This is a genomic window from Brevibacterium sp. Lmc1, assembly GCF_057654315.1.
In genome coordinates this window covers 42,855-54,495 of the sequence record NZ_CM172803.1, presented here as the reverse complement: position 1 = coordinate 54,495, position 11,641 = coordinate 42,855, and the positions used below count along the sequence as shown (strand labels likewise).

The window sequence follows — 11,641 nt, the reverse complement described above, 5'->3', positions numbered from 1 at the left end:
TACAGAGCAGCGATTACGAGAAGCGAAGAGTTTGAGATACTGAAACTCGACCCGGTTCAGGTGAGAATGAAGCCTGAAGCTCGGGTGAGACAAGCGGAGGACATACATGAGTGAACCCAAGGTGCTGTCGGGGCGTTACGAAGTTCGTGCGCTCCTCGGCCGTGGGGGCATGGCAGAAGTGCATGAGGGCGTCGACAACCGTCTCGGCCGTCGCGTGGCCATCAAACTTCTGCGCTCCGATCTCGCCCGCGATCCGTCGTTCCACACCCGCCTCAAGCGCGAGGCCCAGTCCGCGGCCGGTCTCAACCATCCCGGAATCGTCTCCGTCTACGATTCGGGTGAAGAGGAATTCGTCGAATCCGGCGGCTCCTCCGTGTCCGTTCCGTTCATCGTCATGGAATACGTCGAGGGCCAGACCCTGCGCGAAGTCCTCAACGAGCACGGCACACTCACCGTCGACGAGGCCCTCAACGTCATCGCTGGAGTCCTGGCTCCGCTCGAATACTCCCACCGCAACGGCATCGTCCACCGGGACATCAAACCCGCGAACGTCATGCTCACTCCTGAGGGCGACATCAAGGTCATGGACTTCGGCATCGCCCGGGCGCTCAAGGACAATTCGGGACTGACGCAGACCCAGTCGGTGGTGGGCACCGCCCAGTACCTCTCCCCGGAGCAGGCCCGCGGCGAAGTCGTCGACGCCCGTTCCGACCTGTACTCGACCGCCTGCCTGCTCTACGAGCTGCTGGCCGGTCGTCCCCCGTTCGTCGGCGATTCCCAGCTGGCCGTGGCGTACCAGCACGTGGGAGAGACTCCGCAGCCGCCGAGCTTCTATAACTCGAACATCCCACCGGCCGTCGACCGGCTCCTTCTCCACGCTCTGCTCAAGGACCGCGACGCCCGCTACCAGGACGCCTACACCTTCCGCGAGGACGTGCTCGCCGCCCGCGACGGCCGTCCCATGAGCTTCGAGGACGATGTCGAGGCCACGCAGGCGTATCCGATGATGGCCCCGCCCATGACCGCTCCGATGGCTCATGCCAACGAGGCTGAGCCCACTCCCGAAACCGGGCCCGTATCGGCGATCATGACCAATCAGGAGGAACGTCCGCCGCAGAAGCGCTCCCGCGCCTGGGTCTGGATCGGTAGCATCTTCGTCCTCCTCGCCCTGGCCGCCGTGGCCCTGTGGGTGTACGAAATCAACAAGCCGCCTGAGGTCATCGAGGTCCAGGTCACGGATGTGGCGAACATGGACGCCGATGAGGCCGAATCCGCGCTCATCCAACAGGGCCTGCGAGTCGACCGCGACGAGAAGTACAGCGCCGAAGTCGATGAGGGCAAGGCGATCGAGACCGATCCTCCCGGGGGTCAAACCGTGGAGAAGGACAGCGTCGTCAAGCTGATCATCTCCTCGGGCCCCGAGTCAGTGAAGGTCCCCGACGTCTCCGGCAAGACCGAAGAGCAGGCGCGGAAGATCATCAACGACGCGAAGCTGCAGGCCGGCACCCATATCTCCCAGAATTCCCCGGATGTGGAGAAAGGCGTCGTCATCGAGACCAAACCCGGTGACGGTCAGGAAGTCGACGTCGATTCGAATGTCGATCTCGTCGTCTCCTCGGGCATGGTCGAGGTCCCCGACGTCACGGGTCAGACCGCCGAGGAGGCGTGCAAGACCCTCGAGGGTGATGAGTACCAGCTCACGTGCAAGACCGAAGAGGTCGAGACCGACGAACACGATGAGAAGAAGGTCTTCGAACAGTCAGCGACCGGCGGAAGCGAGGTCAAGCAGGGCTCGGAGATCACCGTGAAGGTGGCCAAGAAGCCGCCGGAGCCGTCGCCGTCGATCCCGTCGGTCCCCGGTGGAATCCCGACCGCTCCCGGCGACGACGGCGGAGACAACGGAGACGAAGGCGATCAGGACAAGGACAAGAAGGACAAAGATTCGATGGGCGGAGGGCTCTTCGACAACTGGTCCGAAGGCATCATCGGCAACTGAGTTCGCAGCGCACAGCGGCCGGGTCAGTCATCGACTGACCCGGCCGCTGTCGTCTCCGAAGTGAGTCCGGTCTCCGAAGAGTGTCCGTGGGCGTCGGTGACGCCGTTCCTCACTCCAAGGTGAGGAACAGGTCGGTGCGCATATCGGCGGGATCCGCCTCGGGGCTGGGTTCGGTGACATAGAGTTCGATGAACGGCAGTCCCGGACGGTGGCCGGCCGCCACCGCGTCTTTGAGCAGCTGCGCCCATGACTCCCCGAGGCCGTCGTATCCGCCGAGGTGGCTGCGCACGGCCATGGAGCCGCCGGGCAGCTCCGCAGGGATGACGATATGACCGCCGGCGATCGGCTGCGCATTCGTCAGCCCCGCCGAGGTGGGGATCCCGACCTGCAGATCCACCGTTTCACTCGGCTGTCGAGTGTAGAGGGCGAAGGCCGGTCCCGCGGGTTCGAAGCCCGCCTCGGAGAGCACGGGGAAGAGACCGGAGAACGTGGCATCGAAGAGTTCCGGCAGGTCTGACATGTGCACTTCACGCGCTTCGACGACCGCCGCCGGAGTGGCAGGGACCTCGATGACGGTGAGTTCGGTGAACGGTTCGTCGCGCAGATAGGTCGGTTCTGACATCGTCGCTGTCTCCTGTTCGTCGGCAGTGCACGGCCCTTGAGGTCGTGCACGGATCCCGGCGCTGATTCGGATCATCTGAGCACGGGGACCACTGTGCTCACGATCATAACGATGGGCCGCCTCGGCGAGAACCCTGAGAACAGGGATCGGCGGGAATTCTCAGGCGATCGCGGTCGCCAGCGGCGACATGCCCGCCGCCGCCTGCGCAGCGCCTTCGAGACCGCACACCTCGAGCCAGTTGCCGAGCATGAGGTATCCGCACTCCGTGAGCACGGATTCGGGGTGGAACTGGACCCCGAACAGGGGCTTCTCCCGGTGTTCGATGGCCATGACGATGCCGTCGTCGGTGCGGGCGGTGACGGCGAACTTCTCGAGGTCGAGGGTCTCGTCGACGATCGCCAGCGAATGGTAGCGGGTGACCGTCAGCGGGCTCGGGCAGCCGAAGAAGATGCCTTCGCCGTCGTGGGTGATGACCGAGGTCTTGCCGTGCATGAGCACGGGAGAATGGGTGACCTCGGCGCCGAACACCTCGCCGAGTGCCTGATGGCCCAGGCAGACGCCGAACACGGGCATGCCAGCCGTCTCCGCCCAGGACAGAAGGGGCGGGCAGACTCCGGATTCTGCGGGCACGCCGGGGCCCGGGGACAGGAGCACGCCGTCGTAGGCGCTCACGGACTCCGCGATCGCGGAGGCGGGGATGTCGTCGTTGCGGACGACGTCGACATCCGCGCCGAGCTCACGCAGATAGGACACGAGCGTGTAGACGAAGCTGTCGTAGTTGTCGATGACGAGGATCTTTGTCATTGTCCGCCTTCGGTCACTGTGGCGTTGTTGAAGGGCATGTACGGGGCGATCACGGGGAAGACGTACTGCATGAGCAGCAGCACGACAGCCGCAATGAGGATGAGGGCGAGGATGAGCTTGACCACCCAGTTGCCCGGGAGGATCCGCCAGATGAATGCGTACATATCAGGCACCGCCGTTCTTGCTGACCTTGTCATAGGCCTTCGAGTCCTTGATATTGTCCGGTGCTCCGTCACTGGCCGGCGTCCAGTCCGTGAGTTCGGCGTAGGCGACGTAGCGTTCCCGGGCGGAGAACATCGGGTTGCAGGCCGTCATCGTCAGGATCCGGTCCTTGCCCTTGAAGTCGGGTGCGTCGGGCACGGGCGAGAGCACTTCGACGGCGTCGGGGAGGATGATGTCGAAGTTGCGGAAGGTGTAGGTGTAGAAGCCGTCCTTCGTCTGGACGATGATCTCATCGCCCGGGCGCAGGTTCGCGATCTGGTTGAGCGGCTTGCCGTAGGTCACGCGGTGGCCGGCGATGGAGAAGTTCCCGACTTCGCCCGGCATCGCCGAGTTCGGGTAGCGGCCCACGCCCATCCGGTTGAGCACGGGTTCGAGGTCGACGCCCTCGGCGACGGTGCGGTAGTAGTCGTCGCCGAAGCGCGGGATGTAGAAGATGCCGAAGGCCTCGTTCTTGCCCACGGGCTCGGAGACCACGGGTTCGTCCGGGTCATCGGGCAGCTCGTTCGGATCCTGGTTCGCCCAGTCCTGGGTGAGTTCGTCGGCGAGCACTTCGTTGTCGCGGTTGGCCTGGATGTCCGTCCACCACAGCTGCCAGACGACGAAGAGGATGAGGACGAGACCGGCCGTGATGCACAGTTCGCCGAAGGTGCGCACGGTCCCGCGAATCGGGCCCAGCGGTTCCTTCTCCACGGGCTGACGTCGCCGCTGACGGCGGGTCTGAGGCCGGCCCTGAGGTTGGGGTGCGGCCTCCGGTTGGTGTTGATCCTCGCCGAGGCGGCCGTGCGCAGCATGTCCGCCCTGCTGGGGTGCGGCCGCATATCCGTTGCCGGTCGCGCCACCGGCGTTCTGTGCCGCATTGGGAGCGTTCTGCGGGACCGCGGGCATGGCCTGGGTGGCCTGCGCGTGCGTCGAGTGGGGCTGTTCGTAGACGGGCGGGGCGTCGGAGTAGACGGCGGTCGGTTCGCCCTGGGCAGCAGCGGCTTCGGCTTCCCTGCGTCGCAGCTCGCGTCGGCTGGGCAGCGGCTGATCGCCCCCGGCACCGGAACCACCTGCAGACTGATCGGCGGAGTGACCGAGCTGCTGGTCACCGTAGTCAGATGGAGCCTGCCGTCTCTGAGCAGGACGGATAGTGGGTCGCGAGGGCGGATTCACGCCCGGCTCGTTACCCGAGGAGGAACTATTCACCACTTCTGCTCCGTGACTGTCACTGCATTGTCGGGGGCCGTCGAAGAAGACAGGCGGGGACACCCCTATGCACTTTATCCTATGGGAATCATCGTTCGGGGCGCGCTCGGGGCGCTTTCAGGGTAGTCGGAGTTTTTCACTGTGACCCCCGCCCCGAGTAGACTGGTCTGCGATCGTCCCCAACCATTCATTCGGCGACCCCAACGACGGTCGGCCGACAAAGGAGTACTTGTGGCCAAGTCCAAAGGACGCCCCCAGCGCACTTCTCGCACTTCGTCGGCGGCCAAGGCGAAGCAGGCCGAATCCGCAGAAGCGGTCGAGGTGACCGAGGTCGACGAACTCGAGACCGAATCGCTCGACACCGATGTCGCCGAGGCTGCCGACACCGAGTCGGATGCGACGGAGTCTGCTGCGGATGACCTGAAGGACGATTCCGCGGATGAGGACGCAGGCGCAGAGGACTCCGAAAAAGCTTCCGCGAAGGACTCAGCGACCGCGGCCGCCGGAAAGAAGGACAAGGCGTCGACGGACGAGAAGTCGGCCACGAAGTCCGACTCGGCCAAGGATGCGAAGTCGTCGAAGACCTCGGACTCCAAGACCTCAGGATCGAAGGCCTCTGATTCCAAATCATCAGCCTCCAAGACAACCGGCTCGAAGAGTGCGGCCGCCAGGCGCACGGCCCGGTCGGGCAATCCCGCCAAGCGCCCGCAAGGTCGCAAGACGGCGAGCTACACCTCGACCTCGGGGCAGCAGACCATCAAACCGAACCCGAGCTGGTTCCTGCCGGTCCTCATCGGCCTCCTGCTCATCGGTCTGATCTGGCTCGTCACCTTCTACATCACCCAGGGCGCTTTCCCCGTCGAAGCGTGGGGCAACTGGAACATCCTCATCGGCTTCGCCTTCTTCGTGGCGGGTCTGATCATGTCCACACGCTGGCGGTAGCCGACCCCGGCCGCAATCGCTGACGATTGTCTGGTCGATCCGCGGTGATTCTGAGCTCGGAATCACCGCGGATCGACCAGACAATCTGCATTCACCGGTCCACGCTCGCACCGGCAACGGCGCTCCGCTCGCTCCGGCAGCGGCGCCCCGGCATCAACAATCCACAAGCGCCGAGTTATACCCAAGCCGGGTGCGTCGCTTGTGGAAAACTTAATTTAAGCCTCTGACCAGGCTAAACACACAGGTGTAAGTTATCCACGTTGTGGATAGAGCTTGTGGACAAAGAATTTTCCACTGCAGAGTGCACACAAAACGGCTTTTGTCTGGTAAAAGCCTGATAGCGCCTGTGCGACTTCGCCCAGCAGACGAAAACGTCGCACTCTGCGACTGAGTCCAGGGCCTCAGCCGAGTTCGGAATTCGAGCTCCTAGCTCAGGGCAGGGCTGAGAGGCCGGCCAGCTTCCACGCTCCGCCGGCCGCCAGGAGCACCACCAGACCGACCGCGGTCGACGTGAACACGAGCGTCCGTGAGCGCTGTGGCCCGAGCAGCCCCGCACACCCGAGCACGAGCCCGGTGAGCAGACCGCCGAGGTGGGACTCCCAGGACACGCCCGCGACGAGGAATCCATAGCCGAAGTTGAGCGCCACGAACACGAGCACCCCGGCGATGTTCCGGTCGAGCCGACGGGTCGGGGCCAAGAGGACACCGACGATCGCGAACACCGCACCCGAAGCACCGATATGATGCGTCACCCAATCGACGCCGAGGGGATCGGCCAGCAGGAGCACCATGGCCGAACCACCCGCAGTGCCGATGATGTAGACGGCCAGGAACTTCCAATGCCCCAGCGCCCGCTCGACGAAGGATCCGAAGAAGAACAGTCCGATCATGTTCGCCAGCAGATGGAACGGTGAGGGCTCCTCGTGGACGAGGGCGACCGTGAGCACCCGCCACGGCTGTTCGAGCGTGAGCGCAGGCACGAAGCTCAGTCGGCGCAGCAGGTCGAGGCCGGGAATGAGCTCCGCGAGGAACGCCACGATGGTGACGATGAGGAGCGTGCGGGTGATCAGCGGCGGGGATGCAGAGAGGGCCCGGCCGGTTTCCCGTGCCGAGCCCTCCTCAGGTGTGTCCATCACACCATGGTACTCAGTGGTCCTCTACGGACAGTGACTCACTTCGCGGTGACGTCGACCTTCTCGATGACGACCGGTTCGACCGGCTTGTCCATCGCAGCGGTGCGCACACCCTCGATCTCGTCGACGACCCGCTGCGAGGCTTCATCGGCAACCTCCCCGAAGATGGTGTGCTTGCCGTTGAGCCAAGGGGTCTCGGCGGTGGTGATGAAGAACTGCGAGCCGTTGGTGCCGCGTCCCATCTGCTTGCCGGCGTTGGCCATGGCCAGCAGGTACTTGCGGTCGAACTGCAGTTCGGGGTGGATCTCGTCATCGAAGGTGTAGCCGGGTCCGCCGGTGCCGGTGCCCAGCGGGCAGCCGCCCTGGATCATGAAGTTCGAGATGATGCGGTGGAAGCCGAGTCCGTCGAAGAACGGGCGCTTGGTCGGCTCGCCGGTCGAGGGATCGGTGAACTCACGCTCACCCTGGGCGAGTTCGACGAAGTTGGCCACGGTCTTCGGAGCATGATTGCCGAAGAGGTTGATGGTGATGTCACCGTGGTTGGTGTGCAGGACTGCGGTATGTGTCGAAGCTGTAGTCATGCCTTCATTCTTCCACGCCGAGACGGCGAATGCAGTTTCGCACCAGGTCCATTGCCCAACCTGTCAGGCGATCCGCAGACAATTCGATGACATCCGCTGTCCACAGGGTTGCCCCTAGGCCGTAGACTGGTCAATGATCACCTGACCACCGACATCTAAGGATTGGGAACTGTTTATGTCGAAGAAGCCCACTCGAGATCAGCTCACTTCGAAGCTCGATTCCGCGAAGCAGACGTCGCTCCGAGTCCTGGCAGATGCCAGCGAGAACGCGGCCCCTAAGTTGCGTGAGGCCGCAGACAAGGCTCGCCCCCAGGTCGAGGCGCTGGCCGGCAAGGCCGAAGAGTTCGCTGAGAAGGCGCGTCCGCAGGTCGAAGCTCTCGCCGACAAGGCCAATGATCGGGTCCACGACTGGGCCGACAAGCTCGAGTCCTACCGCCCCGAAGCCACCGAACGCGCCGGCAAGTTCGCATCGAACGCCGCGACTTCGCTGTCCGCTGCCGAGACCCCGAAGCTCATCGATGACCTGGCTGTCCGCCTCACCGGCGACAAGAAGGCCATGAAGAAGGCACGCAAGGCTCTCGCCAACGCCGGCAAGCGCATCGAGAAGGACACCGCTCGCAAGTCCGGTGGCGGAAAGGCCGCACTTGTGTGGACCCTCGTCATCGGTTCGGCCGCCGGAATCGGCTACTACGTGTGGAAGAAGGCCCAGCCGGTCGAGGATCCCTGGTCGACCCCGCTGCCGAACAACCGTCCCGCCGATGCCCGTCCGGTCGGTTCGACCCCGGCTTCGCGCCAGGCCGCGGCCACCGAGGTCTCGCAGACCGCTGTGCCCTCGACCAAGGCTGAGGCCGCGGACGAGGTCCCCGCACCGAAGCCGGCCGTCAAGCCCGCCGAAGGCTCCGACGCCAAGCACTGAGTCACTGACGACTGAGCAGTCACGCTGTTCAGTCACCAGGCGAATCCACGGATTCGCATGACCGTCACCGAGGCGGCCCACCGTTACGGTGGACCGCCTCGGTGTTTCTGTGCGCGCCGACTCCTTATTGCTACCTGACGGCGGCCCAGCAACCTGGCGCGAGGTTGCTGGGCCGCCGTCAGGTAGTAATTAGGGAGGGCGAGCCTATTCGGGGTCGAGGACCTCGCGCCCACCGCGGGGGAAGCCTCCGGCACGGCGGGCGGCCACGAGACCGGTGATCGTGAATGCGAGGGTTGCGGTGAGGATGAGCAGCAGCGGTGCCGTCCACCCACCGGTCGCGGTGTTGAGCCAACCGGCGAACGGTGGAGCCAAGGTCGCTGCGAGGTAGCCGCCGAACTGCACGCGCGCCGATGCTGACGCGGTCTGGGCGTCGCTGCCGGCGGTGCGGGCGATGATCGAGAAGATCGCGGTGAACCCGCCGCCCTGGGCGATGCCGCCAGTAGTCGCCCACAGCCAGTACGCACCGGGTGCTGCCAGCAGACCCACGGGCAGCGACAGCCAGAGGACTGCGACGATCGCCACGGGCACCCACGGTTTCGTCTTCACTGCCAGCAGCGGCACTCCGAAGGCGCCGAGGATCGCCGCGATCTGGAACAGGGATGCCGTGCCTCCGGCGGCGGTCGGGGCGAGCCCGATCGTGTCGCCGAGGTAGCTCGGCAGCCAGGTCGTCGTCACGTAGTAGGCAGTCGACTGCCCGGAGAACGTGATGATGAGCAGGGCGATGATCACTCGGAAGGAGGCGGGAGCCTCGGCCCACGACTGCTTCGCGGCGGGGGCGGCCGCCTCGGCGAGGGAAGGGTCAGTCGAATCGACGGCCTCCGCGGCAGCGCGGGCGGCCTCCCCCTCGCGGCGCACGCGCACGCGGATGAGCACCATCCAGAAACCGAGCCCTGCCAGGGCGAGAACGCCCCATGCGGCCAGCGCCCAGCGCCAGCCGAAGGCCGCGGCCAGCGGGCCGGTGCCGATGAGGGTGGCCATCGACCCGACGTTCATCATCGCCGAGTACAGGCCGGTGACCATCGACACCTGCTCCCACGGGACCTCGCGGCGGATGATGACGGGCACGACGATATTGCCCAGGGTGATCGCGAGGCCGATGATTCCGGTGCCCACGAGCACGAGCCAGGACGGACCGACCGACCGCAGCACGGTGCCCAGCAGGACACCGGACAGACAGGCGAGAACCGTGGCTTCGGCCCCGAGGCGGGTGATGAACTTCCCCGCCAGCGGCGTGGCCAGCGCAAACAGCAGAACCGGCAGACCGGTGAGGAGACCGAGTCCGGCCGCGCTGAATCCCGTGCCTTCCTGGATGTCGGGCAGGATCGCCGTCGGCGCGATGATCGGGGTGCGCAGGTTGAGGGCGAGGATGACGATGCCCAGAACGATCCAGGGCAGCATCCTCTTCGCGGAGGGCAGGTGAGGTGAACTCACATCCGCTCGGGAACGCGGATGCCGAGCACCCCGAGACCGGCCTGGAGGACCTCGAGCACGATCGCCGAGAGCCGCAGACGGGAATCGCGCAGCTCTTCGGTCTCGGCGATGAGCACCGGGCACTGCTCGTAGAACGAGGTGAATGCCTGGGCGAGATCGAACAGGTAGGTGCACAGGCGGTGGGGCGTCGACCCGGCGGCCACCTCAGTGACCACATCGGCGAAGCCGAGGATCGACAGGGCCAGCTCACGTTCGGCCGTCTCGCCGAGGCTGATCGCAGCGTTCGCGACCTGGGAGGCATCGACGCCTTCGGCCTCGGCTTTGCGGCCGATCGAACGGATGCGGGCACCGGCGTACTGGAGGTACGGGGCGGTGTTGCCGATGGGGGCGAGCATCCGGTCGAGGTCGAAGGTGTACGAGGTGTCGTGGGCGACGGAGAGGTCGGCGTACTTGACCGCACCGATGCCGACGATGCGCGCAACCTCATCGGCCTCCTCGGGGCCGAAGTCCACGTGTGATTCTGCCAGAGTCGTCTTCGCCCGGGTCACGGCCTCTTCGAGGAGTTCGGCCAGGCGCAGCGGGGCACCGGAACGGGTGCGCAGGATCTTGCCGTCAGATCCGAGCACATTGCCGATCTTCACGTGTTCGGGGCTGAAGGTCTCCGGCAGCCAGCCGGCCGCGCGGGCGACGGTGAAGACCATTTCGAAGTGCATGGCCTGCGGGGTGCCGACGACGTAGAGCGCCCGGTTCACACCGAGGTTGATCGCCCGGTTGCGGACGGCCGCGAGGTCGGTCGTGGCGTAGCCGTAGCCGCCGTCGGACTTGCGGATGATGAGCGGCAGGGGTTCGCCCTCACGGCCGGTGAAGCCTTCGGGGAACACGCACAGCGCTCCATCGGAGATCGTGGCCAGGCCCTTCGCCTCGAGCTCGTCGCAGACCTCGGCGAGCATGTCGTTGTAGGTGGACTCTCCGGCGAGGTCGGCGTCGGTGAGGGTGACGTCGAGGAGGGAGTAGATGCGGTTGAAGTACTCGCGGGAGTAGCCGACGAGCGTCGTCCACAGGCCCAGGGTCTCTTCGTCGCCGCCCTGGAGTTTGACGACGCGGGACCGGGAGCGTGTGGCGAAGGCTTCATCGGAGTCGAACTTCGCCCGGGCCGCCTGGTAGAAGGCGTTCGGGTTCTCGGACACTTCGGAGGCCTCGTCGGAGTCGACTCCCACATCGAGGAGGTGCTCGATGAGCATGCCGAAGGGGGTACCCCAGTCGCCGATGTGGTTCTGGCGGATGACCGTGTTGCCGAGGAATTCGTGGGTGCGGGCCAGGGCGTCCCCGACGACGGTGGTGCGCAGGTGCCCGACGTGCATCTCCTTGGCCACGTTCGGGGCCGAGTAGTCGATGGCGATCTTCTGCGGGGCATCGTTTGCCGGTGCCTCTGCGGCGCCTCCCGCTTCGAGGGTGGAGGCGAGGAATTCGGGGGTGAAGGTGAGATTGATGAACCCGGGTCCGGAGATCTCCGGGGTCTCGCACACACCCTCGAGGTCGAGGTTCTCAACGATCTGTGCGGCGATATCGCGCGGCTTCGACTTCAGCTCCTTGGCCAGCGGCAGGGCCACATTGGCCTGGAAATCTGCGAACTGGCTGCTGCGGATGACGGGGTCACGTCCGGCGAAGTCCTCACCGAAGGCCTGGGTGAGGGCGGCGGCGAAACGGTCCGTGAGCACAGAAGTCAGAGATGGCATGTGCCCATTCTAT

The 11,641-nt window shown here is 65.4% G+C and carries 11 protein-coding genes; 3 read left to right on the top strand and 8 right to left on the bottom strand.

Annotation, left to right across the window (positions count from 1 at the left end):
• The first annotated feature begins 106 nt into the window (after positions 1-106).
• A complete protein-coding gene (gene pknB / locus AC239G_RS00240; protein WP_487489537.1) occupies positions 107-1,996 on the top strand; it encodes a Stk1 family PASTA domain-containing Ser/Thr kinase in 1,890 nt (629 codons plus the stop codon).
• 109 nt (positions 1,997-2,105) lie between these two features.
• Here the strand turns inward: pknB and AC239G_RS00235 are convergent, their stop codons facing one another.
• From AC239G_RS00235 to AC239G_RS00220, 4 genes are all read right to left on the bottom strand, one after another.
• Positions 2,106-2,618 (bottom strand): GyrI-like domain-containing protein, encoded by a 513-nt coding sequence (locus AC239G_RS00235; protein ID WP_487489536.1) that lies wholly within the window; start codon positions 2,616-2,618, stop codon positions 2,106-2,108.
• Between the two features lie 159 nt (positions 2,619-2,777).
• Entirely contained in the window at positions 2,778-3,422 is a 645-nt protein-coding gene (locus tag AC239G_RS00230) for an anthranilate synthase component II (protein WP_139909575.1), read from the bottom strand.
• Positions 3,419-3,586 (bottom strand): hypothetical protein, encoded by a 168-nt coding sequence (locus tag AC239G_RS00225; RefSeq protein WP_167443994.1) that lies wholly within the window; start codon positions 3,584-3,586, stop codon positions 3,419-3,421. Before AC239G_RS00225 ends, AC239G_RS00230 begins: the two co-directional genes overlap by 4 nt.
• A 1-nt stretch (position 3,587) precedes the next feature.
• Positions 3,588-4,796 carry a class E sortase gene (locus AC239G_RS00220; protein WP_487489535.1) on the bottom strand — a complete coding sequence of 403 codons (1,209 nt, stop codon included), beginning with the start codon at positions 4,794-4,796 and terminating at the stop codon, positions 3,588-3,590.
• A 264-nt stretch (positions 4,797-5,060) separates the two neighbouring features.
• On the opposite strand from AC239G_RS00220, the gene AC239G_RS00215 reads away from it, so the two are divergent.
• The gene (locus tag AC239G_RS00215; RefSeq protein ID WP_487489534.1) at positions 5,061-5,771 is read left to right on the top strand and encodes a cell division protein CrgA; all 711 of its coding nucleotides are present in this window, start codon (positions 5,061-5,063) and stop codon (positions 5,769-5,771) included.
• Positions 5,772-6,202: 431 nt separating this feature from the next.
• On the opposite strand, the gene AC239G_RS00210 is transcribed toward AC239G_RS00215, so the two are convergent.
• Together AC239G_RS00210 and AC239G_RS00205 are read right to left on the bottom strand one after the other, a co-directional pair.
• Complete coding sequence (locus AC239G_RS00210; protein WP_487489533.1) at positions 6,203-6,904, bottom strand: rhomboid family intramembrane serine protease; 702 nt, start codon at positions 6,902-6,904, stop codon at positions 6,203-6,205.
• 38 nt (positions 6,905-6,942) lie between these two features.
• The gene (locus AC239G_RS00205) at positions 6,943-7,485 is read right to left on the bottom strand and encodes a peptidylprolyl isomerase (protein WP_139467639.1); all 543 of its coding nucleotides are present in this window, start codon (positions 7,483-7,485) and stop codon (positions 6,943-6,945) included.
• 175 nt (positions 7,486-7,660) lie between these two features.
• On the opposite strand from AC239G_RS00205, the gene AC239G_RS00200 reads away from it, so the two are divergent.
• Positions 7,661-8,401, top strand: a complete 741-nt coding sequence (locus AC239G_RS00200; protein ID WP_229664020.1) for a hypothetical protein — start codon at positions 7,661-7,663, stop codon at positions 8,399-8,401.
• A gap of 204 nt (positions 8,402-8,605) precedes the next feature.
• On the opposite strand, the gene AC239G_RS00195 is transcribed toward AC239G_RS00200, so the two are convergent.
• The gene (locus AC239G_RS00195) at positions 8,606-9,892 is read right to left on the bottom strand and encodes an MFS transporter (RefSeq protein WP_487489532.1); all 1,287 of its coding nucleotides are present in this window, start codon (positions 9,890-9,892) and stop codon (positions 8,606-8,608) included.
• Positions 9,889-11,628, bottom strand: a complete 1,740-nt coding sequence (gene argS / locus AC239G_RS00190; protein ID WP_487489531.1) for an arginine--tRNA ligase — start codon at positions 11,626-11,628, stop codon at positions 9,889-9,891. Before argS ends, AC239G_RS00195 begins: the two co-directional genes overlap by 4 nt.
• Between the last annotated feature and the right edge of the window lie 13 nt (positions 11,629-11,641).